20 protein-coding genes and 3 pseudogenes are annotated in these 22,762 nt (G+C 48.0%); 12 read left to right on the top strand and 11 right to left on the bottom strand.

Annotation, left to right across the window (positions count from 1 at the left end; all coding sequences use genetic code 11):
- Positions 1–13 precede the first annotated feature (13 nt).
- Together D9742_RS07145 and ompG are read left to right on the top strand one after the other, a co-directional pair.
- Positions 14–1,096 carry an ABC transporter ATP-binding protein gene (locus D9742_RS07145; protein ID WP_130236439.1) on the top strand — a complete coding sequence of 361 codons (1,083 nt, stop codon included), beginning with the start codon at positions 14–16 and terminating at the stop codon, positions 1,094–1,096.
- A gap of 44 nt (positions 1,097–1,140) precedes the next feature.
- Complete coding sequence (ompG, locus tag D9742_RS07140; RefSeq protein WP_000735247.1) at positions 1,141–2,046, top strand: monomeric porin OmpG; 906 nt, start codon at positions 1,141–1,143, stop codon at positions 2,044–2,046.
- A gap of 57 nt (positions 2,047–2,103) precedes the next feature.
- On the opposite strand, the gene D9742_RS07135 is transcribed toward ompG, so the two are convergent.
- Positions 2,104–3,102 (bottom strand): LacI family DNA-binding transcriptional regulator, encoded by a 999-nt coding sequence (locus D9742_RS07135; RefSeq protein ID WP_130236438.1) that lies wholly within the window; start codon positions 3,100–3,102, stop codon positions 2,104–2,106.
- A gap of 153 nt (positions 3,103–3,255) precedes the next feature.
- Between D9742_RS07135 and D9742_RS07130 the strand changes: the two genes are divergently transcribed.
- The 3 genes from D9742_RS07130 to tyrR all read left to right on the top strand — a co-directional run bounded on the left by D9742_RS07130 (position 3,256) and on the right by tyrR (position 7,399).
- Complete coding sequence (locus D9742_RS07130; RefSeq protein ID WP_130236437.1) at positions 3,256–4,653, top strand: YcjX family protein; 1,398 nt, start codon at positions 3,256–3,258, stop codon at positions 4,651–4,653.
- Complete coding sequence (locus D9742_RS07125) at positions 4,650–5,711, top strand: YcjF family protein (RefSeq protein ID WP_130236436.1); 1,062 nt, start codon at positions 4,650–4,652, stop codon at positions 5,709–5,711. The genes D9742_RS07130 and D9742_RS07125 overlap by 4 nt, the downstream gene beginning before the upstream one ends.
- A 146-nt stretch (positions 5,712–5,857) precedes the next feature.
- Positions 5,858–7,399 (top strand): transcriptional regulator TyrR, encoded by a 1,542-nt coding sequence (gene tyrR, locus D9742_RS07120; RefSeq protein WP_130236435.1) that lies wholly within the window; start codon positions 5,858–5,860, stop codon positions 7,397–7,399.
- Between the two features lie 44 nt (positions 7,400–7,443).
- Here the strand turns inward: tyrR and tpx are convergent, their stop codons facing one another.
- A complete protein-coding gene (tpx, locus tag D9742_RS07115) occupies positions 7,444–7,950 on the bottom strand; it encodes a thiol peroxidase (RefSeq protein ID WP_064527317.1) in 507 nt (168 codons plus the stop codon).
- Between the two features lie 118 nt (positions 7,951–8,068).
- On the opposite strand from tpx, the gene ycjG reads away from it, so the two are divergent.
- Positions 8,069–9,034: an L-Ala-D/L-Glu epimerase gene (gene ycjG, locus D9742_RS07110; protein ID WP_130236434.1), complete on the top strand. Its 966-nt coding sequence runs from the start codon at positions 8,069–8,071 to the stop codon at positions 9,032–9,034.
- Here ycjG and mpaA read toward each other — a convergent pair.
- The 3 genes and pseudogenes from mpaA to D9742_RS07090 all read right to left on the bottom strand — a co-directional run bounded on the left by mpaA (position 9,009) and on the right by D9742_RS07090 (position 10,991).
- Positions 9,009–9,737, bottom strand: a complete 729-nt coding sequence (mpaA, locus tag D9742_RS07105) for a murein tripeptide amidase MpaA (protein WP_130236433.1) — start codon at positions 9,735–9,737, stop codon at positions 9,009–9,011. The genes ycjG and mpaA overlap by 26 nt on opposite strands.
- Positions 9,738–9,862: 125 nt before the next feature.
- Positions 9,863–10,000: pseudogene (locus D9742_RS07100) on the bottom strand (NAD-dependent dehydratase); the annotation flags it as partial.
- Between the two features lie 70 nt (positions 10,001–10,070).
- Positions 10,071–10,991, bottom strand: coding sequence for an alpha/beta hydrolase (locus D9742_RS07090; RefSeq protein WP_130236432.1), 921 nt, complete (start codon positions 10,989–10,991; stop codon positions 10,071–10,073).
- Between the two features lie 137 nt (positions 10,992–11,128).
- Between D9742_RS07090 and pgrR the strand changes: the two genes are divergently transcribed.
- The 4 genes from pgrR (at position 11,129) to D9742_RS07065 (ending at position 17,174) form a co-directional block, all read left to right on the top strand.
- Positions 11,129–12,028, top strand: a complete 900-nt coding sequence (gene pgrR, locus D9742_RS07085; RefSeq protein WP_130236431.1) for a DNA-binding transcriptional regulator PgrR — start codon at positions 11,129–11,131, stop codon at positions 12,026–12,028.
- Positions 12,029–12,364: 336 nt separating this feature from the next.
- Positions 12,365–13,978: a murein tripeptide ABC transporter substrate-binding protein MppA gene (gene mppA / locus D9742_RS07075; protein WP_130236429.1), complete on the top strand. Its 1,614-nt coding sequence runs from the start codon at positions 12,365–12,367 to the stop codon at positions 13,976–13,978.
- 280 nt (positions 13,979–14,258) lie between these two features.
- Complete coding sequence (locus D9742_RS07070) at positions 14,259–15,245, top strand: GH25 family lysozyme (protein ID WP_130236428.1); 987 nt, start codon at positions 14,259–14,261, stop codon at positions 15,243–15,245.
- 3 nt (positions 15,246–15,248) lie between these two features.
- Positions 15,249–17,174, top strand: coding sequence for a GH25 family lysozyme (locus D9742_RS07065; RefSeq protein ID WP_130236427.1), 1,926 nt, complete (start codon positions 15,249–15,251; stop codon positions 17,172–17,174).
- A gap of 57 nt (positions 17,175–17,231) precedes the next feature.
- Here D9742_RS07065 and ynaI read toward each other — a convergent pair whose 3' ends face one another.
- Complete coding sequence (gene ynaI / locus D9742_RS07060; protein WP_130236426.1) at positions 17,232–18,263, bottom strand: low conductance mechanosensitive channel YnaI; 1,032 nt, start codon at positions 18,261–18,263, stop codon at positions 17,232–17,234.
- Between the two features lie 243 nt (positions 18,264–18,506).
- Between ynaI and D9742_RS07055 the strand changes: the two genes are divergently transcribed.
- Entirely contained in the window at positions 18,507–18,764 is a 258-nt protein-coding gene (locus D9742_RS07055) for a DUF2534 family protein (protein ID WP_130236425.1), read from the top strand.
- A 50-nt stretch (positions 18,765–18,814) separates the two neighbouring features.
- Here the strand turns inward: D9742_RS07055 and uspE are convergent, their stop codons facing one another.
- The 5 genes and pseudogenes from uspE to D9742_RS23775 all read right to left on the bottom strand — a co-directional run.
- The gene (gene uspE / locus D9742_RS07050; protein ID WP_130236424.1) at positions 18,815–19,765 is read right to left on the bottom strand and encodes a universal stress protein UspE; all 951 of its coding nucleotides are present in this window, start codon (positions 19,763–19,765) and stop codon (positions 18,815–18,817) included.
- Between the two features lie 150 nt (positions 19,766–19,915).
- The gene (fnr, locus tag D9742_RS07045) at positions 19,916–20,668 is read right to left on the bottom strand and encodes a fumarate/nitrate reduction transcriptional regulator Fnr (protein WP_000611911.1); all 753 of its coding nucleotides are present in this window, start codon (positions 20,666–20,668) and stop codon (positions 19,916–19,918) included.
- Positions 20,669–20,862: 194 nt separating this feature from the next.
- The gene (gene ogt, locus D9742_RS07040; RefSeq protein ID WP_130236423.1) at positions 20,863–21,378 is read right to left on the bottom strand and encodes a methylated-DNA--[protein]-cysteine S-methyltransferase; all 516 of its coding nucleotides are present in this window, start codon (positions 21,376–21,378) and stop codon (positions 20,863–20,865) included.
- Between the two features lie 10 nt (positions 21,379–21,388).
- A pseudogene (locus D9742_RS23235) lies at positions 21,389–21,534 on the bottom strand (AbgT family transporter); the annotation flags it as partial.
- A gap of 277 nt (positions 21,535–21,811) precedes the next feature.
- Positions 21,812–21,901, bottom strand: a pseudogene (locus D9742_RS23775) (AraC family transcriptional regulator); the annotation flags it as partial.
- 287 nt (positions 21,902–22,188) lie between these two features.
- Here D9742_RS23775 and smrA point away from each other — a divergent pair.
- Entirely contained in the window at positions 22,189–22,752 is a 564-nt protein-coding gene (gene smrA, locus D9742_RS07035) for a DNA endonuclease SmrA (RefSeq protein ID WP_130236422.1), read from the top strand.
- Positions 22,753–22,762: the final 10 nt, after the last annotated feature.

Here is a 22,762-nt window from a genome sequence, read left to right as displayed (position 1 = left end):
CAAAGGAATCAACATGGCTCAGCTTTCGTTACAACATATTCAAAAAATCTACGATAACCAGGTGCATGTGGTGAAGAACTTCAACCTGGAAATTGCCGATAAAGAGTTCATCGTGTTTGTCGGCCCGTCGGGCTGCGGTAAGTCGACCACCCTGCGCATGATTGCCGGGCTTGAGGAGATCAGCGGCGGCGATCTGTTGATCGACGGCAAACGAATGAATGACGTTCCAGCCAAAGCGCGCAATATTGCGATGGTGTTCCAGAACTACGCGCTGTATCCGCATATGACGGTCTACGACAACATGGCGTTTGGCCTGAAGATGCAAAAAATCGCTAAAGAGGTGATTGATGAGCGGGTGAACTGGGCGGCGCAAATTCTCGGCCTGCGTGAGTACCTGAAACGCAAGCCGGGGGCGCTTTCCGGCGGGCAACGCCAGCGTGTGGCGCTCGGGCGGGCGATTGTGCGCGAAGCGGGTGTGTTTTTAATGGATGAACCGCTCTCTAACCTTGATGCAAAGCTGCGTGTGCAAATGCGCGCAGAGATCAGCAAGCTGCATCAGAAACTGAACACTACCATGATTTACGTGACCCACGATCAGACCGAAGCGATGACCATGGCGACGCGGATTGTGATTATGAAGGATGGGATTGTTCAGCAGGTGGGGGCACCGAAAACGGTTTATAACCAACCGGCGAATATGTTTGTTGCCGGATTTATTGGATCACCGGCGATGAATTTTATTCGCGGCACGATCGATGGCGATAAATTCGTTACGGAAACGCTTAAATTAACCATTCCCGAAGAGAAATTAGCGGTTCTGAAAACACAGGAAAGTTTGCATAAGCCCATCGTGATGGGAATACGCCCGGAAGATATTCATCCGGACGCGCAAGAGGAAAATAACATCTCCGCCAAAATTAGCGTGGCAGAATTAACCGGTGCGGAATTTATGCTCTACACCACGGTTGGGGGGCACGAGTTAGTGGTCCGTGCTGGTGCGTTAAATGATTATCATGCAGGAGAAAATATCACTATTCATTTTGATATGACTAAATGTCATTTCTTTGATGCAGAAACGGAAATAGCAATTCGCTAAATACAGGGGGAAGGCATTCCCCCAGGATAATACAAGGAACAATAATGAAAAAGTTATTACCCTGTACCGCACTGGTGATGTGTGCGGGAATGGCCTGCGCACAGGCCGAGGAAAAGAACGACTGGCACTTTAATATCGGCGCGATGTACGAAATAGAAAACGTCGAGGGTTATGGCGAAGATATGGATGGGCTGGCGGAGCCTTCTGTCTATTTTAATGCCGCCAACGGGCCGTGGAGAATTTCTTTGGCCTATTATCAGGAAGGGCCGGTAGATTATAGCGCGGGTAAACGTGGAACGTGGTTTGATCGCCCGGAGCTGGAGGTGCATTATCAGTTCCTCGAAAGCGATGATTTCAGTTTCGGCCTGACCGGCGGTTTCCGTAATTATGGTTATCACTACGTTGATGAACCGGGTAAAGACACGGCGAATATGCAGCGCTGGAAAATCGCGCCAGATTGGGATGTGAAACTGACTGACGATTTACGTTTCAACGGTTGGTTGTCGATGTATAAATTTGCCAACGATCTGAACACGACCGGTTACGCTGATACCCGTGTCGAAACGGAAACAGGTCTGCAATATACCTTCAACGAAACGGTTGCCTTGCGAGTGAACTATTATCTCGAGCGCGGCTTCAATATGGACGACAGCCGCAATAACGGTGAGTTTTCCACGCAAGAAATTCGCGCCTATTTGCCGCTGACGCTCGGCAACCACTCGGTGACGCCGTATACGCGCATTGGGCTGGATCGCTGGAGTAACTGGGACTGGCAGGATGATATTGAACGTGAAGGCCATGATTTTAACCGTGTTGGTTTATTTTACGGTTATGATTTCCAGAATGGTCTTTCCGTTTCGCTGGAATACGCGTTTGAGTGGCAGGATCACGACGAAGGCGACAGCGATAAATTCCATTATGCAGGTGTCGGCGTAAATTACTCGTTCTGATAATGAGCTAAATTGCCGGATGCGGCGCGAGCGCCTTATCCGGCCTACGTCTGGTATTTATTTTAACGACATATGTGTGGCAACGGTGATATTTTGTGGTGATGGTTTTCCGGCAATTAAGCGGAATAATAACTCGCAGCTTTGTTGACCTAACTCCTGCGTCGGAACATCGATGCCGCCCGGTGCAGGCGTTAATATAAACGACAGCGTTTCATTGCTGTAACCCACCACCGCTAACTGCTGCGGAATAGCAATATTTCTCTCTGCCGCCGCACGATAAATGCTCATTAATTTCAGGCTGTCAGTGGCGAACACCGCCTCAGGTAACGGTGACTGACTTAATAATTGCCGTGCTGCTTTTAATGCTGTTTCATGAGTATAACCACCATCAACAATCCATTCATCACGCACAGCAATGTTATGTGCAGACAGACTTTGCTTATAACCATTAACGCGGTCAACCGAAACATGGACATCAAGCGGAGCATGCAGGCAGGCAATATTTTTATGCCCACTTTCAATTAACGCATCGGTGAGCGCAATACTGTCGCCATAATTATCGGTATCGACGGAATAAACATGGCTATATTGACCTTCAACTTTACCGATCACCACCACCGGGATCTCGTATTTATCGAGTTGGGCAAAAAATGACTCATCCGCTGGCGAACTTAGCATAATAATGCCCTTAATCATTTTCTGCTTAATTTTGCTTTCACACTTTTGTAAGTCTTCTGCCGGGGTGTGCGACGTCTGTAATATCACGTCGAAACCTTCTTCTTCCGCTTTGGCGGTGATGGCATGCAAAACTTCAGAGAAAAACGGATTACCCGCCGTAGTTTTGGTCGAACGGGTTGAAATCACCATAATTGCATCAAAACCCGAAGAGGTCAGCGCGCGGGCCAGCTTGTTTGGTTGATACTGTAATTCTTCAATGGCCCGTAACACTTTTTCGCGCGCTTCCGGGGAGATATTGGTTTGCTTATTCAGCACGCGTGATACGGTGGATTTTGATACGCCTGCAACTCTGGCAATATCATAAATAGTAGGGGACATAGGTCAGGAACTCCGTCCGAACGTGAATGCTGCACATCTTATGGAGTTCGCCCGTCGATGACAACACGGGCAGTTGATAATCAATGGCCTGACCCCACATTCATATCCATATGAATGATTATTTTCTGGTCTTCAGAGCAGCACAGGATAGCAATGAAGCGACTTAAAAATGAACTTAATGCGCTGGTGAATCGGGGTGTCGACAGACATCTGCGCCTCGCTGTAACCGGACTTAGCCGCAGCGGCAAAACAGCGTTTATCACCGCGATGGTTAATCAGTTGCTTAATATTCACGCAGGAGCCAGGCTGCCGCTATTAAGCGCGGTGCGCGAAGAGCGCCTGCTGGGTGTGAAGCGTATTCCTCAACGTGATTTTGGCATCCCGCGTTTTACTTACGACGAAGGCCTGGCGCAGTTATATGGCGATCCTCCCGCCTGGCCGACGCCAACGCGCGGTGTCAGCGAAATTCGTCTGGCGTTGCGTTATAAATCGAATGATTCACTGTTGCGCCACTTCAAAGACACCTCCACGCTGTATCTGGAGATTGTGGATTATCCCGGCGAATGGCTGCTCGACCTGCCGATGCTGGCGCAGGATTACTTAAGCTGGTCGCGGCAGATGACAGGCTTGCTCAATGGTCAGCGCGGCGTGTGGTCGGCGAAATGGCGGATGATGTGCGAAGGTCTGGACCCGTTAGCGCCTGCCGACGAAAACCGACTGGCAGACATTGCCGCCGCGTGGACCGATTATCTCCACCACTGTAAACAGCAGGGGCTGCACTTTATTCAGCCTGGGCGCTTTGTTTTGCCTGGCGATATGGCCGGTGCGCCCGCGCTGCAATTCTTCCCGTGGCCGGATGTCGATGCCTGGGGCGAGTCCAAACTCGCGCAGGCCGATAAGCATACCAATGCAGGAATGCTGCGCGAGCGGTTTAATTATTACTGCGAGAAAGTGGTGAAGGGGTTCTATAAGAATCATTTTCTGCGCTTTGACCGCCAGATTGTGCTGGTGGACTGCCTGCAACCGCTCAACAGTGGACCGCAGGCATTTAATGACATGCGTCTGGCGTTGACGCAATTAATGCAGAGTTTCCATTACGGGCAGCGCACGCTGTTCCGGCGCTTGTTCTCGCCGGTTATCGATAAGCTGTTGTTTGCCGCGACTAAAGCGGATCATGTGACCATTGATCAGCACGCCAATATGGTTTCATTACTGCAACAACTGATTCAGGATGCCTGGCAAAATGCGGCGTTCGAAGGGATCAGTATGGATTGTCTGGGGCTGGCGTCAGTTCAGGCGACCACCAGCGGCATTATTGATGTTAACGGTGAGAAAATCCCGGCGCTGCGCGGTAATCGACTCAGCGATGGCGCACCGCTCACTGTTTATCCTGGCGAAGTTCCCGCACGTTTGCCCGGTCAGGCGTTCTGGGATAAGCAAGGCTTCCAGTTTGAGGCGTTTCGTCCGCAGGTGATGGATGTCGACAAACCGCTACCGCACATTCGCCTTGATGCTGCGCTGGAATTTTTAATAGGAGATAAATTGCGATGACCGAACCGTTAAAACCACGTATTGATTTCGACGGTCCGCTGGAGGTCGATCAGAATCCAAAATTCAGGGCGCAGCAGACCTTCGACGAAAATCAGGCGCAAAATTTTGCCCCGGCCACGCTCGACGAAGCGCAGGAAGAAGAGGGGCAAGTTGAAGCGGTAATGGACGCAGCATTACGTCCGAAACGCAGTCTGTGGCGCAAAATGGTGATGGGCGGGCTGGCTCTGTTTGGCGCAAGCGTTGTTGGTCAGGGAGTGCAGTGGACAATGAACGCCTGGCAAACTCAGGACTGGGTGGCGCTGGGTGGGTGTGCCGCTGGGGCATTGATTATTGGCGCTGGCGTAGGATCTGTGGTAACAGAGTGGCGGCGCTTATGGCGCTTGCGACAGCGTGCCCACGAACGCGACGAAGCGCGCGATTTGTTGCACAGTCACGGCACGGGTAAAGGGCGCGCATTTTGCGAAAAACTGGCGCAGCAGGCGGGTATCGATCAGTCTCATCCTGCGCTGCAACGCTGGTATGCCTCAATCCATGAAACGCAGAACGATCGTGAAGTGGTCAGCCTGTATGCTCACCTGGTCCAGCCGGTTTTAGATGCTCAGGCGCGGCGCGAAATCAGTCGCTCAGCGGCGGAATCAACGTTAATGATTGCTGTTAGCCCACTGGCGCTGGTGGATATGGCGTTTATCGCCTGGCGCAATCTGCGTTTGATTAATCGTATCGCCACGCTGTATGGCATTGAACTGGGGTATTACAGCCGTTTGCGTCTGTTTAAACTGGTGTTACTGAATATCGCTTTCGCCGGGGCCAGCGAACTGGTACGTGAAGTGGGGATGGACTGGATGTCGCAGGATCTCGCCGCGCGCTTGTCTACTCGCGCAGCTCAGGGGATTGGTGCTGGGCTTCTGACGGCGCGACTGGGGATTAAAGCTATGGAGCTTTGCCGCCCGCTACCGTGGATTGACGATGACAAACCTCGCCTCGGGGATTTCCGTCGTCAGCTTATCGGTCAGGTAAAAGAGACGTTACAAAAGAGCAAAACGTCCGGCGAAAATTAGCGCACTTTCGGGCGCTGATCGGATACCTTTACGCCGAAGTGCCCGTTTATCCATCGTTGTGTCAATGTTTGTTGACAGAAACCTTCCTGCTACTCGAATAGTGTCATATCATCATATTTATTGTTCTTTTTCATGTGAAGGTTCCCATGCGTCTGGAAGTCTTTTGTGAAGACCGACTCGGTCTGACCCGCGAATTGCTTGATCTACTGGTGCTAAGAGGCATCGATTTACGCGGTATTGAGATTGACCCAATCGGGCGGATTTACCTGAATTTTGCCGAACTGGATTTTGACAGTTTCAGCAGTTTGATGGCGGAAATACGCCGTATTGTGGGCGTTACCGATGTGCGCACTGTGCCGTGGATGCCTTCCGAGCGAGAACATCAGGCGTTGAGCGCATTGCTTGAAGCATTGCCTGAGCCCGTGCTTTCTGTCGATATGAAAAGCAAAGTGGACATGGCAAATCCGGCGAGCTGTCAGCTATTCGGGCAAAAACTGGATCGCTTACGCAATCATACCGCTGCGCAATTGATTAACGGATTTAATTTTTTACGTTGGCTTGAGAGCGACCCGCAGGATTCACATAACGAACATGTAGTGATTAATGGACAAAATTTCCTGATGGAGATAACGCCTGTCTATCTTCAGGATGAAAACGACCAGCATGTCCTGACCGGTGCGGTAGTGATGCTGCGCTCAACAATCCGTATGGGCCGTCAGTTGCAAAATGTGGCTGCGCAGGATGTCAGCGCCTTTAGTCAGATTGTCGCCATCAGTCCTAAAATGAAGCACGCGGTAGAGCAGGCGCAAAAGTTGGCAATGTTAAGCGCACCACTGCTGATCACGGGGGATACCGGCACGGGCAAAGATCTCTTTGCTTACGCTTGTCATCAGGCAAGCCCGCGAGCGAGTAAACCTTATCTGGCTCTGAACTGCGCTTCTATTCCAGAAGATGCAGTAGAGAGCGAACTGTTCGGACATGCGCCTGAGGGGAAAAAAGGATTCTTCGAACAGGCGAACGGCGGCTCGGTTTTGCTGGATGAGATTGGCGAAATGTCGCCGCGAATGCAGGCAAAATTATTGCGTTTTCTCAACGATGGCACTTTCCGTCGAGTTGGGGAAGACCACGAAGTGCATGTCGATGTGCGGGTAATTTGCGCGACGCAGAAGAATCTGGTCGAGCTGGTGCAAAAAGGCATGTTCCGCGAAGATCTCTATTATCGTCTGAACGTGCTGACGTTAAATCTGCCGCCGCTGCGCGACTGTCCACAGGACATTATGCCGTTAACCGAGTTGTTTGTTGCCCGGTTTGCTGACGAACAGGGAGTGCCGCGTCCGAAACTGGCTGCAGATCTGAATACCGTGCTTACGCGTTATGCATGGCCGGGTAATGTGCGGCAGTTGAAAAACGCCATTTACCGCGCACTGACGCAACTGGAAGGTTATGAACTGCGTCCGCAGGATATTTTGCTGCCGGATTATGACGCTGCAACAGTGGCCGTTGGTGAAGATGCAATGGAAGGTTCGCTGGACGAAATCACCAGCCGTTTTGAACGTTCGGTATTAACCCAGCTTTATCGCAATTACCCCAGTACGCGTAAACTGGCAAAACGTTTGGGCGTTTCTCACACCGCGATTGCCAATAAATTGCGGGAATATGGATTGAGTCAGAAGAAGAGCGAAGAATAAGTGGGATAAATGCCTGATGGCGCAATACCATCAGGCATAATAATTTACGCTTTCAGTACCGCGAGAGCTGCTTCGTAATCCGGCTCGGTGGTGATTTCATTTACCAACTGACTGAAAATCACATTATCATTTTCATCAATTACCACAACCGCACGTGCCGCCAGACCTTTCAGTGGGCCTTCAGCGATCTCAACGCCGTAAGCTTGCAGGAATTCAGCGTTACGGAAAGTGGAGAGAGTGATAACGTTGTTCAGACCTTCCGCGCCGCAGAAACGAGACTGAGCAAACGGCAGATCGGCGGAGATGCACAGCACAACCGTGTTGTCGATTTCGGTTGCCAGTTGGTTAAACTTACGTACTGATGCGGCGCAAACACCGGTATCAATGCTCGGGAAAATGTTCAGCACTTTGCGTTTACCCGCAAACTGACCGAGGGTGACGTCAGACAGATCTTTTGCCACGAGAGTAAAAGTCTGCGCTTTGCTACCCGCTTGCGGGATGGAATTGGCGACTGTAACCGGGTTGCCCTGGAAATGAACGATTTGTGACATGATTATCTTTCCTGTTTACATATAGTTAACGTCATGCCTAGTTTATGCTAACTGTCAATAACACAGCAATCGCTATTTGCGCTTAATCCGCAGACCACCGCGGCAACAAGGAGTAAAGATGAGAACCGTTAAGGTATTTGAGGAAGCCTGGCCGTTACATACCCCGTTTGTTATTGCGCGGGGAAGCCGCAGTGAAGCGCGCGTGGTGGTGGTTGAGCTGGAAGAAGAAGGCGTCAAAGGTACTGGAGAATGCACGCCTTATCCGCGCTATGGCGAAAGTGATGCCTCAGTCATGGCGCAAATATTGAGCGTGCTCCCACAACTGGAAAAAGGGCTGACGCGCGCAGAGTTGCAAAAAGTTCTGCCTGCCGGTGCGGCGCGTAATGCGCTGGATTGTGCGCTGTGGGATCTTGCCGCACGACAACAGCAACAGACGCTGGCTGAACTTATCGGTATATCTCTCCCTGAAACTATCACCACTGCGCAAACTGTAGTGATCGGTACGCCGGATCAGATGGCAGGCAGTGCCGCAGCATTATGGCAGGCTGGGGCTAAATTACTAAAAGTGAAGCTGGATAATCATCTTATCAGCGAGCGGATGGTGGCGATTCGTGCGGCAGTACCGGATGCGACGTTGATTGTTGATGCCAATGAATCGTGGCGTGCGGAAGGACTGGCGGCGCGATGCCAGTTGCTGGCCGATTTAGGCGTCGCAATGCTGGAGCAACCTCTCCCGGCTCAGGACGATGCGGCGCTGGAGAATTTTATCCATCCATTGCCTATTTGCGCAGATGAAAGTTGTCATACCCGCAGCAACCTGAAGGCGCTGAAAGGGCGCTATGAGATGGTTAATATCAAGCTTGATAAAACCGGGGGCCTGACGGAAGCGTTGGCGCTGGCAACAGAAGCGCGTGCACAAGGTTTCAGCCTGATGTTGGGCTGCATGTTATGCACCTCACGCGCCATTAGTGCGGCGTTACCGCTGGCGCCGCAGGTCAGCTTCGCCGATCTCGACGGTCCGACCTGGCTGGCGGCGGATGTGGAACCGGCTCTCCAGTTTACGACCGGCGAATTGCATCTTTAGGATGCCAGCGCAGTAAATTCGCCATCGCAAAAAGATATTTTTCGCTGGCTTCATCGGCGGAGATGGGCGGAAATTCGGCAGTGATACAGTGCAAGTTCAGATCAGCACACCAACTGCCAAAGGAACCGGGAGTGTCGTAGCCGACGCTGCTTACCAGTGGTAATTCAAACGCCTGGGCCAGCCATTCACCTAATTCACTGTGTTTGGGATCTTCGATACACGCCAGCGGATCGTGGAACGAGACGACCCAGGCGGGTTGAATGCGGTGAATGAGCTGGCATAACGCCTGGGTTTCAGGTTCGGAGCCGGGTTTATCTCCGGTCAGCAAGACAACGTCGCGCTCTTCGGCGGCACTGTTCCAGCGATATACCGTTTCTCCTTCCTTCCAGTTGGCAGCGGGAAAGTTCCTGTTTAAATCCACACCATTGGCATTAGCCCGTAGACCCAACTGGCAACCGTCGGGATTCACACAGAGCACTACATGATGGCGGCGCAGAGACGGTGTTAATGTGCGTAATGCGCAGGAGAGGGCGACGACGGAAGAATTCTCATCGCCGTGGGTACCAGCAAGAATCAAACCACTTTCGCTGCTGGCGGCATGGGCCGGAAACCAGAGCAGCGGCGCACCCAATAATGAACGTCCGTAATGTTCAGTTCCTGGGGGGAAAGCGCCGCGTTCGGCGCGTGGGCGGGTCACGGTCATAATCGTCTCTGATAATAGAAGTGTTACAGGCAGTGTTGTGCAAATTTTGTGGATTATCAAATCCTTTTCTTCACGCTATGCTATCGATCTTGTATCACTTTTTTGCCGGAAGTTGTTTGCATTTTATTAGTTGGATAGGGTTTGTGGATTTTTGCTGGCTGACGGGCAAATAAAGTTTGTTTAATGGTTTGCTTATCTGCCAGTTGATTAATCACATGGCGGGCTATCTGACCGCCAGCACCAAGAAACAGTACATTTTTCATGAAACTTTTCCCAGATTATTGGCAGCAATATGCCAGGCCATATCACTATTGCGGATTTGAATATGTTTCATTACAGCGTTTCCTCAAAGAACGGAGCCAGTACTGAAATTGCTTCAGCCACATAGGCTTTGCCGTCATAAAGATCCATATGGTTTGCGCCTTCAACAATGTGATAGCGTTTATCCTGGCTTGATGCTCGATCGTACAGGTCGTCACTCATCCATTTGCTTCCTGCCTGGCTGCCCGCCACAATCTGTATTGGCTGAGTCAGGTACACTTCCGCCATATGGTAAGCATCATAGGTAATAATCTGGTTAAGGCTGCGCAAAGTAGCGTAACCCGGTGCTGTTGGATACTGCGCCCGAGGGGTGTGGTAATACTCCCAGGCCTGACGCAGTTCTTCGTTCGGCGCATCGGACTCCTTCATTGGAGCCAGTGGCATAATGGCGTATTCTCCGCTGCTAATATCGCTGGTTCGGGCGTTTGAACCCGCTTCAATGTGTGGTAGGGCATCAATAGATTTCACATTGTTTTCCCAACCATTACGGAACATCGAACCAATATTGACCGCACTAACGGTACCGATGGCCTTGATGCGGCGATCCTGAATTGCAGCATTGGCTGTATATCCTGCACCGGCACAAATTCCCATCGCACCAATTCGGGTATTGTCGACGTAAGAAAGAGTTGTCAGGTAATCAATCACGGCACTGACGTCTTCAGTACGAATGTATGGGTTTTCTAACTGACGCGGCTCGCCGCTACTTTCACCTTGATAAGATGCGTCATAAGCAATGGTGACAAATCCCTTTTCCGCCAGTTTTTCGGCATAGGTTCCGGCCGTTTGTTCTTTCACGCCCCCACCGGGGTGAGATACCACAATTGCCGGATACTGACGGGTTTCATCAAATTTTGGAGGGAAATAGATTACTGCAGACAAAGAGATTGCTGGATTATTGCTGTTAGTGAAGCTGACTTTATTATTCATCATTCCGTTCCTCATGGAGTTGTTGGTTCGTTTTAACGGTTGGTGATATCACTATAGATATTGATCATTAAGTTGATTAGACCCAAAATCATGATTAGACCTATCATTTAAATGATTAATAGATTGTATGGAGATACTGAATGAAGCGTGAAGAGATCGCTGATCTGATGGCGTTTGTCGTCGTTGCAGAGGAGCGTAGCTTCACTCGCGCAGCAGCCCGCCTGAGCATGGCGCAGTCAGCTTTAAGCCAGATAGTGCGCCGTATAGAAGAACGATTGGGATTGCGGCTTCTGACGCGAACCACGCGCAGTGTTGTACCAACTGAAGCGGGCGAGCATCTTTTGTCTATTCTTGGCCCTATGTTACATGACATAGATTCTGCCCTGACATCCCTGAGCGATCTGCAGAACCGCCCATCCGGGACAATACGTATTACTACTGTAGAACATGCAGCAAAAACGATATTGTTACCAGCCATGCGCACATTCCTGAAATCGCATCCTGAAATTGATATTCACCTTACCATTGATTATGGTTTGACCGATGTCGTTTCTGAACGTTTTGATGCAGGCGTCCGTCTGGGTGGGGAGATGGATAAAGATATGATTGCCATTCGAATCGGGCCAGATATACCAATGGCTATTGTTGGCTCACCGGATTATTTTTCCCGCCGAAGTGTTCCAACGTCAGTGTCACAATTAATAGATCATCAGGCAATTAATTTGTATCTTCCCACATCGGGTACAGCAAATCGCTGGAGATTAATACGCGGTGGACGTGAAGTTCGTGTTCGCATGGAAGGTCAGCTTTTACTGAATACTATAGACCTGATCATTGATGCTGCAATTGATGGGCATGGATTGGCGTATCTACCTTATGATCAGGTTGAGCTGGCTATTAAAGAAAAAAAACTGATACGTGTTTTGGATAAATTCACACCAGATTTACCCGGTTATCACCTGTACTATCCACATCGTCGACATGCTGGCTCGGCATTCTCATTATTTATAGATAGGCTGAAGTATAAAGGTGCTGTTTAGTACTACTTACTGGTACATTAATTTAATTCTTTTCTTAACGTATTCTCAGTTCCTTTCAACGTTTTGGTCGTTTTTTATTCTTCGTACAATGGCGACAGATGCTGATTATGATACTGAAAACGGGTTTGAACGTGCGAAACCCGAACGTAGTGTTCGGCGTTCTATAGGCTTTGCCGCGTTCTGGAGTCTATTATTTACACTAAATCTAATGTGATATATTGATACTTAAAACATTTGATGCTCCCTGTGTCACTTTTTTGCCGGAAGTTATTTGCATTTCTTCAAGGAGAAACAAATAATTACGCATCAATATTAACGTCGGTTTGAGGGTAACTTATGAAGCACTCTGTTTCAGTAACTTGTTGTGCGCTGTTAGTCAGCAGCATTTCTCTTTCGTATGCTGCTGATGTTCCGAGTGGCACAGTACTGGCAGACAAGCAGGAGCTGGTGCGTCATATTAAGGATGAGCCTGCATCATTAGATCCCGCGAAAGCAGTAGGTTTGCCGGAGATTCAGGTGATTCGCGATTTGTTTGAAGGACTCGTGAATCAGAATGAAAAAGGGGAGATTGTCCCCGGCGTTGCGACTCAGTGGAAAAGTAATGACAACCGTATCTGGACTTTTACCCTGCGCGATAACGCAAAGTGGGCGGATGGCACACCGGTAACGGCGCAAGATTTTGTCTATAGCTGGCAACGTCTGGTAGACCCGAAAACGTTGTCGCCATTTGCCTGGTTTGCCGCGCTGGCGGGAATCAACAACGCACAAGCGATTATTGATGGGAAAGCCACGCCTGACCAGCTTGGCGTCACCGCAGTTGATGCCCATACTTTGAAAATCCAGCTTGATAAGCCATTGCCGTGGTTTGTTAATTTGACGGCCAACTTTGCCTTCTTCCCGGTACAAAAATCCAACGTTGAAAGCGGTAAAGATTGGACGAAACCAGGGAAACTTATCGGCAATGGCGCTTATGTTCTTAAAGAGCGCGTGGTGAATGAAAAGCTGGTGGTTGTACCGAATACCCATTATTGGGATAACGCCAAAACGGTGCTGCAGAAAGTGACCTTCCTGCCAATTAATCAGGAATCCGCAGCCACGAAACGTTATCTTGCAGGTGATATTGATATCACCGAATCCTTCCCGAAAAATATGTATCAAAAGCTGTTGAAGGATATTCCTGGACAGGTTTATACGCCGCCGCAGTTGGGGACTTATTATTATGCCTTCAATACGCAAAAAGGGCCGACGGCAGATCAACGTGTCCGTCTGGCATTAAGTATGACGATTGACCGTCGCCTGATGACGGAAAAAGTATTAGGCACTGGTGAAAAACCAGCCTGGCATTTTACGCCAGATGTTACCGCCGGATTTACGCCGGAACCCTCACCATTTGAACAAATGAGTCAGGAAGAACTGAACGCTCAGGCGAAAACATTGCTAAGTGCTGCCGGTTATGGACCCCAGAAGCCGTTGAAACTGACGCTGTTGTATAACACTTCAGAAAACCACCAGAAAATTGCGATTGCCGTAGCGTCAATGTGGAAAAAGAATCTTGGTGTGGACGTCAAATTGCAAAATCAGGAATGGAAGACCTATATCGACAGCCGTAACACCGGTAATTTTGACGTAATCCGCGCATCATGGGTTGGGGACTATAATGAACCGTCTACCTTCCTGACGCTGTTAACGTCAACGCACTCGGGAAATATTTCACGTTTTAGTAATCCGGCATACGATAAAGTGCTGGCCCAGGCATCGACTGAAAATACCGTTAAGGCGCGCAATGCCGATTACAACGCGGCAGAGAAAATTCTCATAGAACAAGCGCCTATTGCACCGATTTACCAGTATACCAATGGGCGATTAATCAAACCGTGGTTGAAAGGTTATCCAATTAATAACCCGGAAGATGTGGCCTATAGCCGCACAATGTATATTGTGAAGCATTAATATGATGTCATCTGGCGCGTATATGCGCGCCGGATTTAACAATCCCCATAAAATACCTTATTTTTTAAATTCCCCCCTATAAAAAATCACCCACAAGATAATTATTTGAATTTTTCTGCCAATACCCAACGTAAAGAATAATCAAATATTTTATTTAAAAGGTGTATTACATACTCCCAATATAAGCTGTGCTTTACTTTTCTTTACAACGCAAGTGTATTGCGTTCTTTGCGAAAATCTTCATTCGCAAAAAGACACACAGCTAAAATGGGGTGGTAAAATGAAAAAATCCTCAGCTATTCCTTTAGTTATCTCGTTATTACTCCTTCATTATCCTTCTTTAAGTCTGGCCGCAGAATCACTGCCCGATGCCACGTCGCTGGGACTGGAAAACTTAACGAATGATCTTTCACGACAAGAATTGTTTGTGAAAATACTAGAATCGGATCCTTCTCGTGATAAAGAGTTTGATTCCTTTGCTGTAAAAAAATATTTTAAATTCCCGGCTGATGTCACTTACGATTCGGTATTAAATCAACCACGGCCAAGTTCTTTATTTGGTGTGGATATCAGCCATCATAACGGTAAAAACTTCCCGATCGAATTGTTGGCAAAAAATAAGTCTGTGTTCTTGTATATGAAGTCCAGTCAAGGAACGCGTTATGTTGATCCTGAATTCGCCGGTTTTTGGCAGAGGGCCGGGGATACTGAACGAGGGATAAAACTTCACCGTGGGGCCTACCACTTTCTTTCCAGTGGCACACCGGCAGACGACGCGGAATTGTGGGGACGCAAGCAGGCAATGACGTTTGTTAAAGTTATTAAAGCCAACGGTGGTTTAAGGGCGACAGATATGCCACCGGCGGTGGATGTTGAGTGGGATATAGATTCATCAACGGGTAAGGACCGCTGGCAGAAGCGTAAACCCACTGAAATAATCACTATGATCAAGGCATTCACCGCGCAGGTAGAAGCCGATTTAGGGCGTAAACCGGTTATCTACACTGCGCGTGCGTGGTGGAAAGATGCCGTCGGCGGAGAGAAAAGTTTTGCCCAGGTTGCAGAACATAATCTGTGGCTGGCTGATTATTCCAATCAGGCACAGGCCAGCGAAACGCCGCGTTCAATTAACCAGACAAAATGGGCAATCTGGCAGTTTACCGATGCTGCGCAGCTTAATTTGGGATCAAGTAAGAAATTCGATGCCAGTATTTATAAGGGCCCGACCGCTGAGTTTTATTCTACTCTGGGTGTGCAGGAGTTTTAAATCATGAACAGGCGATGGTCAAATTTATGTAAAATGGTCCTGAGGCTGTTAATTGCAGGAATATCACTGGGAATGACTGGTGTCCGTGCAGATGACATTTGCAAAAATGGCGCAATGGTCCCTGATGAATATTGTCACTTTTTTGTCCACTATGGGCCAGAAAACCCAGGGAAACTGGATATCCGGATCAGTGATGCGTTAAAAATACCCGATCAGGATGCGGCGAAAACTCGCTCCATCGGATTGATTATTGCAATTTCAAAATATCCACTATTACATGCAGATATTCCGGCAGCCGCGGTGGATGGCCAAAGAATGGCTGATTTTCTTATCAATGGACAGAAGTTTGATGAGGTTATTTTACTGAGAGATCAGGAAGCTTCATTAGATAATATTAATTATTTTTTAAAAGAATATTTACCAGCCAGAGGGATGATGTTTGATAATAAAGCTCGCTTGTTAATTGCTTATTCAGGGCATGGTCGTTTTGGCACTCAAAATGGTAATTCTGATAAAGCTCCTGCATTTGTATTGAGCAACGCTATAGATATTGATGGTTCCAAAGGCATGTATGAAATGCCAGCTCTGAACACACAACTTAATATTCTGGCAAAGCGTTATTTCCATGTTCTGACTTTAGTCAATGCTTGCTTTGGTTCTGGCTTGTATGGCATGACTATCGGAGCGGGTAATTCTAACTCGTATACTAATCCCGGTGCGTATGCAATAGCTGCCGGTGATGATAAAACAGAGGTTTACTCACTGGAGGCAAAGCGCGGTAGTGTCTTTTTCGATACAATTATCAAAGGCGTAACGAATGGTGTTGCCGATGAACGTTTTGGTAAGTCGTATATGGTAAAGGTAGATGGAAAAAAGGAATACTACGCCGGAATAACCAGAACGTTGAGTTTATTTATCTATGTTAATGATCAATATTCAGATATTAATGAAAAACTGGATGAACAAGGTAAGGGATTACATTTGAGCGATGCCTGGATAGGTGCAACTGAAATGCCCGCGGGGCCGGGGGGATTCTTCTTCATCAATGAACCTGCGGCAAGTCGTCTGGATAATAAGACTCAGCTGGCTGCAGGTAAAGCAGGGGAGTTTACTAATATTGATGTGGCCTCATTCTCGATTGATAAGCCAGACCCTGTCCCCGCAGATAGTCAGGAAAAAGATAATAAATCGATTGAGATTCCTTATGGCCCCGTAAGTGCAATTCCCAACCGTCCTGACATTCGTATTTTTAAAACGCCGGAAATTTACCCGATTCACGGACATGATATTTCTTCTAACGATGGTGAAATAGACTGGAAATTGTTTCAGGAAAAATCGTCTGCGCGTTTTGTGTATGCGAGAGTGGTTGGCTGGAGAGGTCCCGACTCATCATTTAAGTCTCACTGGAAACAATTAGCAGATTCCAAATTTGACCGTGGAGGCTATTTCAAATTTGATTTTTGTCGATCTCCTGAGGCGCAATTGGAAACGGCAAAAAGTCTCCTGCCGGCAGATACGAAAATGTTGCCGCCCGGTATTTTATTGGTGAATCCTGAAGGTGAAGATGCAACTCAACTGACTTGTTTTAAAAAATCTGGAATGGCTAATGCACGTAATGATATTTTGCGTTTTGCCGATTTAATCTACCAAAATTATCATAAAACGCCCATATTTTATGGTAATCATAATAACCTGTCACATTTCATGGATAGCCGATTCGAGCAGTATATGGTGTGGATGGGATATTGGGGACAAGCCGGTGTGAAGCTTGAAGGGCGTAATCCCTGGACGCTTTGGCAATATTCAGGGAATGAAACGGTGCCGGGGATCGGTCACAGTACGGAGTCGGAAGTTTTCTTTGGTACTGAGGAACAATATGTTCAGTTTAAAGCAGGTGAGAATAATGTCGCGTTGGCTGCTGTCAATTGAATAATAAATAATTCTGGATGGCGAATAATCATATCGCCATCCAGTTTCTACGGGTTGTTACTTCACCTGTTCTGGTAGTGTGTTATTCTCCATATACAACGTCTGGCTGGGGAAAGCAAAATCTGCGCCATGCGACTGTACAATATCGATAATTTTCAAATATACGTCCTGCTGGGCGGCAAGCCATTCGGCCCAAACCGTGGTTTTAGTAAAGCAATAAACCATAATATTTAGCGACGAATCGGCAAACTGGTTGAAATAAACCAATAGGGTCTGCCGCTGATCGATAGCGGGATGATTTTTAAGCATTTCGCGTACCGCTTCGACAATAGCGCCCACTTTAGCCGCATCTTCATAACGTAAACCAATGGTCGTGGTAATACGACGGTTGGTCATTCGACCGGGGTTTTCTACGCTGATAGACGAAAACAGCGAGTTCGGCACGTATAGTGGACGATTATCAAATGTGGTGATTTTAGTAATTCGCCAACCAATTTCTGCCACCGTTCCTTCGATATTTCTGTCAGGAGAACGGATCCAGTCGCCAATACTAAAGGGGCGATCAAAATAGAGCATAATGCCGGAAAAGAAGTTGCTCAGAATATCCTTACCGGCCATACCCACTGCAAGACCACCAATTCCACCAAAAGTCAGCAAGCCAGAGAGGCTCATGCCGAAATGTTCGCCATAGAGCAGAACAATGACGACGATGATGCTGATTTTAATGATCCGCGACATAATCCGTGCACTGGTAATATCGCGGCCTTTTTTAATCTGCTTCCTTTCAAACTGATTGATTAGAAGGAATAATTTAACCGTCAGGATAAGGGCTATCAGGGACGTACAGATAAAATCAATGGCGTCCGGTGTGATAAATTTGAGTTTATAGTTTTCAATGACATAATTAATGATGCTACCGACAGCACTGATAATTATGGTGTAGATTAAAAATTGTACTGCGTGGAATAAGAATCCTTTTCTTTTATGATTTCCACGGCGAAACCAAAAGCTCATAAGAATCAATGCTGCGCAGCTACCGAAAATAATGACAAGATTAAGCGCATTATTTGTAAACAGTTCAGCGATCATTGTTTTATCAGGCTCCTCCAGATTGTTGACGTCATGCCGGAAACCCCTGGCGGGGTTATTTTATCGCGATAACTCATGCATATCATCAATAGTCAGGGAAGGAAGTAGCAACATTAGCGAATTTATCAACGAGTTGATGATATGTTACGCGACAATCTATTGCTTTCAGAGCAGACAACGTCAAAATGTCATGGTATTGTTACACACAAGTAACAAAGGGTTTATCTGCAAAAGGATTACATTATGATCATGGCGAAACTGAAGTCAGCGAAGGGGAGAAAGTTTCTCGTAGGTTTGTTGGCGGTTTTCATTATTGCGGCGTCGGTCGTGACTCGCGCGACTATCGGTGGTGTTATTGAACAATACAATATCCCGCTGTCCGAATGGACGACATCAATGTATGTGATTCAGTCGTCAATGATTTTTGTCTATAGCCTGGTCTTTACCGTGTTACTGGCAATCCCGCTGGGTATTTATTTCCTCGGTGGTGAGGAGAAGTAAGTAAAAGAAAAGGCCCGTAACTTCGGGCCTTGAAAGCAAGTGACGAACGATTAATCGTCGTCTTCGTCATCCAGTTCGACAGGTGTCTGGTATTGGTCGGGTTTAATCACCAGCAGGTCGCAGCGAAGATGATCAATCACTTGTTCCGCCGTGTTGCCAAGGAATGCCGCGGAAATACCCGTGCGTCCTACGGTTCCCAGAACCACAATGCCAGCCTGTAAATGCTCTGCTAAATCGGGAATCACTTCTTCTGGCAGACCTTTTTCGACATGCGTCATTTTCTCGTCAATGCTGAATTTCTGCCGCAGGGCTTTCATCGCCAATAAATGTTGTCCGCGAATAGCATCGTTATAAACGCTTGGATCAAATTCTGGCAGTTCAATCGCAATATTGATGGGGGTGACTGGATAAGCACCAACCAGATGTACCTCGGTGTGGTTGACCTTGTCCGCCAGCTCGATCGTCTCTTTCACCAGTTTTTCATTGAGCGCATTATGATACGGCTCTTCACTGGCGAGATTCACCGCCACCAGCGCCTTACCCCCTTCCGGCCACGGCTGGTCTTTCACCATCCACACCGGGCTTGGGCATTTGCGTAACAGGTGCCAGTCTGTTGGCGTAAAAATCACCGCTTCCAGGCGGTCATGTTGGTGCGCCATTTTTAGCACCAGATCGTGCCCACCGCTAAGTACTTCCTGAATGATGGCTTCGAAAGGACGGTTATGCCAGACCACTTTAATTTCAATGGGAACGCCAGCGTTAAGATAATATTTCGCCTGCTCGTGGATCCACGCAGTACGCTGACTAATGACGCCCTGACGCATAGCGGTCCGCTCGTCTGGGGAGAGTAGGGTAGTCATCTCGTATGAGAAGTCATAAATAGGCAAAAAGGCTTTAATTTTGCCACCAATCCGTTGATGCAAATAAACAGCTCGCCGTAATGCGGGTTGATCGTCCTGGTTAGGATCGATAACAACAAGCATGTTCTGATACATAGCCATACAGAGTCTCCTTACAACAACTGTCAATGCAGTTTGTATTAAAAGAGTAACCCAGATCTGGTGAATGAAACAGTGATGAACCTTCTGCCAGATCAATAAATGAGAAAAATTTAATGATATGACAGAAGGATAGTGAGTTATGCGGAAAAATCAGGCGACGTTGCGTGTATGACCGGCTAGTTGGGCCAGCGCATCGTTATTTTCGATGGTGATATATTTCCCTTTGACTGCCAGCATGCCACTTTTCTGGAAGCGCCCCAGCAGACGGCTGATGGTTTCTACCGTCAGACCCAGATAGTTACCGATATCGCCACGAGTCATCGTCAGGCGGAATTCACGAGGGGAGAAGCCGCGTTGGGCAAAACGACGGGACAGATTATAGATGAATGCAGCCAGACGTTCTTCGGCATTTTTCTTCGACAACAGCAGGATCATGTCCTGATCGCCTTTGATTTCGCCGCTCATCAGACGCATCATCTGTTGGCGCAGATTAGGCATTTTACCAGACAGATCGTCCAGCGTTTCGAATGGGATTTCACACACCATCGAGGTTTCAAGCGCCTGGGCGAAGCTTGGATGATGACCGCTGCCTATGGCATCGAAACCCACCAGATCGCCTGCTAAATGAAAACCAGTGATTTGCTCGTCGCCTTGCTCTGTAATGGTATAACTTTTAATCGTACCGGAGCGGATGGCATAAAGCGATTTAAGTTCATCACCAGCCTTAAACAGCGTCTGGCCTTTCTGAATAGGCTTCTTTCGCTCGATGATATTATCAAGCTGATCGAGCTCATGTTCGTTGAGTGTGAACGGGATGCAAAGCTGACTGATGCTGCAATCCTGGCAATGGATAGCACAACCGCCAGACTGAATGCGCCGTATAATTCGCTTTTCCGGGATCATAGGTCTGCTCAAGCCGTAATTGATATTTGTCAATTTTAACATCTTTTTAGGGAGCAAGTAAGTCTAAGCAAACCTTAACAGCGGAGAATTCCGATAATAGATGTAAATTTATGTCTATCTAATTGAAAAACCTTAGATTGTTAAGGGTAACTTTACGTAAAAGTGTGAACAAGCAGGCACAAATTGCTTAATGTTTACAGTAAAAGATAACCTTCATGGCGCAATAACCACTCTTTTCGCTGCACTCCGCCTGCATATCCTGTCATCGTGCCGTTTCGGCCAATGACCCGGTGACAAGGCACAACAATACTGATCGGGTTTGCACCGTTGGCTGCGCCGACGGCACGCGCGGCCCCAGGGCGGCCTAGTTGTTCTGCCAGTTGACCGTAATGCATTACCTGTCCACACGGGATAGTGCGAAGCGTTTTCCATACTTCCCGTTGAAATGGCGTGCCGCCGGTGGCGGTGGGTAGGGAATCAATAATGCTTAGATTACCGGCAAAATAATCACGAAGTTTATCGCTTAACCCGCCGGGATTGGTGGCAGAAATACGCTCATAACCTTCTTTGCGATAATGGATGTCCAGCAATTGCACCATGCGATCGCTATACTCTTCCCACTCAACTGCCCGCAGACGAAATTGTTCATCGCAAATCACCCACAGTGGACCCAGTGGCGTGGCAATTTTTTCTTCAAGTAATTTCAGCATCCGTTCTCTCTTAAGATAAATGTGGGTAAATAACCCCCAGGCTAATCAGCAGGCCGACAAGATACCACGTCAGCAACATTCGCAGCCATACCACAAGAAGATAAGAGGGTACGGTAAGACTAATGAATAATAGGTACCTGGACCAGCGTCCGGTTTTATCGATAGCGCTGAAGTGGATTTCCCCGCGATATGCGGCTGCCGCTTCGTTACTTTTCCCGACTCCGGCGAGAATGTGGTTATCTGCAATGCAAATAAATGAATAAAAAAATAGAGTCTGTCGACATCCGCCAGACTCTACAGTACACACAGCAGTGCATCCGCGTCTTGAATCCGGCCTGCTTCCTGTCAGCCGGTGACAGTGTTATAACGGTTTTGCCCATCAGTTGCCAATTTTCTTCAGTGACAGATTTCACGAAAATATAAGTTAAGCCGTTCATCTCGTGATTGAATAATCATGCATCGTTAATCGACTGGTGAATTTAGCGGGTGATTAACCTGAGCAGCGTTTAAACAAATTGCCGAATAGCTTGCTTAAGTATATTTCAGGCGAGGTGCAACGAATTACCTTCATCATATATTGGTTCATGTGATGGAGAAATCGCCTTAATTAGGGCCTGTGCAGGCTCACTCCCGACCTAAACTGTTCGATACTGCAACCAGGCTGGTATAAAATGCCCCGCCTGCGGGGAGACTCGCTGGTATAGAACCAGATGTTGTTTCAACTTGCGAAGTGAACGATGCAGCAAGTATCAGATGTATGAACAATTAACCCGTCTGAATCACGACGTGCGAAGGTACATAGGAGGTTACATGAACCTTGACGACAAATCGCTGTTTCTTGACGCCATGGAAGATGTCCAACCACTGAAGCGCGCTACTGATGTCCACTGGCATCCTGTGCGTAACCAACGTGCGCCGCAGCGTATAGACACGCTGCAACTTGATAATTTCCTCACCACTGGATTTCTCGACATCATCCCGCTAAATCAGCCACTGGAGTTTCGTCGGGAAGGCTTGCAACATGGGGTGATCGATAAACTACGCAGCGGCAAATATCCGCAACAGGCTAGTCTGAATTTACTTCGCCAGTCGGTGGAAGAGTGCCGCAAAATGGTGTTTAGTTTTATTCATCAGGCGCGGGTGGATGGTTTGCGTAATGTGCTGATTATTCATGGCAAAGGCAGGGAAGATAAATCTCATGCCAACATTGTCCGTAGTTATGTCGCACGTTGGCTGACAGAGTTTGATGACGTACAAGCTTATTGCACCGCGCTACCGCATCATGGCGGCAGCGGGGCGTGTTACGTTGCACTGCGTAAAACAGCGCAGGCGAAACAAGAAAACTGGGAGCGTCACGCTAAACGCAGTCGATAATTCATTGACG

It is taken from the genome of Escherichia sp. E1V33, from assembly GCF_004211955.1.
Classification (GTDB): Bacteria; Pseudomonadota; Gammaproteobacteria; order Enterobacterales; family Enterobacteriaceae; genus Escherichia.
The sequence above is the reverse complement of the archived record's forward strand: the minus strand, read 5'-3'. Positions and strand labels throughout refer to the sequence as shown.

Excerpts from the sequence above, each read along its gene's own strand:
- D9742_RS07055 (WP_130236425.1), top strand. The coding sequence starts at position 18,507 with ATGATCATGGCGAAACTGAAGTCAGCGAAGGGGAGAAAGTTTCTCGTA.
- smrA (WP_130236422.1), top strand. The coding sequence starts at position 22,189 with ATGAACCTTGACGACAAATCGCTGTTTCTTGACGCCATGGAAGATGTC.
- D9742_RS07065 (WP_130236427.1), top strand. The coding sequence starts at position 15,249 with ATGAACAGGCGATGGTCAAATTTATGTAAAATGGTCCTGAGGCTGTTA.
- ynaI (WP_130236426.1), bottom strand. The coding sequence starts at position 18,263 with ATGATCGCTGAACTGTTTACAAATAATGCGCTTAATCTTGTCATTATT.
- D9742_RS07090 (WP_130236432.1), bottom strand. The coding sequence starts at position 10,991 with ATGATGAATAATAAAGTCAGCTTCACTAACAGCAATAATCCAGCAATC.
- D9742_RS07070 (WP_130236428.1), top strand. The coding sequence starts at position 14,259 with ATGAAAAAATCCTCAGCTATTCCTTTAGTTATCTCGTTATTACTCCTT.
- D9742_RS07135 (WP_130236438.1), bottom strand. The coding sequence starts at position 3,102 with ATGTCCCCTACTATTTATGATATTGCCAGAGTTGCAGGCGTATCAAAA.
- ogt (WP_130236423.1), bottom strand. The coding sequence starts at position 21,378 with ATGCTGAAATTACTTGAAGAAAAAATTGCCACGCCACTGGGTCCACTG.
- tpx (WP_064527317.1), bottom strand. The coding sequence starts at position 7,950 with ATGTCACAAATCGTTCATTTCCAGGGCAACCCGGTTACAGTCGCCAAT.
- tyrR (WP_130236435.1), top strand. The coding sequence starts at position 5,858 with ATGCGTCTGGAAGTCTTTTGTGAAGACCGACTCGGTCTGACCCGCGAA.
- D9742_RS07130 (WP_130236437.1), top strand. The coding sequence starts at position 3,256 with ATGAAGCGACTTAAAAATGAACTTAATGCGCTGGTGAATCGGGGTGTC.
- uspE (WP_130236424.1), bottom strand. The coding sequence starts at position 19,765 with ATGGCTATGTATCAGAACATGCTTGTTGTTATCGATCCTAACCAGGAC.
- D9742_RS07125 (WP_130236436.1), top strand. The coding sequence starts at position 4,650 with ATGACCGAACCGTTAAAACCACGTATTGATTTCGACGGTCCGCTGGAG.
- mppA (WP_130236429.1), top strand. The coding sequence starts at position 12,365 with ATGAAGCACTCTGTTTCAGTAACTTGTTGTGCGCTGTTAGTCAGCAGC.
- fnr (WP_000611911.1), bottom strand. The coding sequence starts at position 20,668 with ATGATCCCGGAAAAGCGAATTATACGGCGCATTCAGTCTGGCGGTTGT.
- ycjG (WP_130236434.1), top strand. The coding sequence starts at position 8,069 with ATGAGAACCGTTAAGGTATTTGAGGAAGCCTGGCCGTTACATACCCCG.
- pgrR (WP_130236431.1), top strand. The coding sequence starts at position 11,129 with ATGAAGCGTGAAGAGATCGCTGATCTGATGGCGTTTGTCGTCGTTGCA.
- D9742_RS07145 (WP_130236439.1), top strand. The coding sequence starts at position 14 with ATGGCTCAGCTTTCGTTACAACATATTCAAAAAATCTACGATAACCAG.
- ompG (WP_000735247.1), top strand. The coding sequence starts at position 1,141 with ATGAAAAAGTTATTACCCTGTACCGCACTGGTGATGTGTGCGGGAATG.
- mpaA (WP_130236433.1), bottom strand. The coding sequence starts at position 9,737 with ATGACCGTGACCCGCCCACGCGCCGAACGCGGCGCTTTCCCCCCAGGA.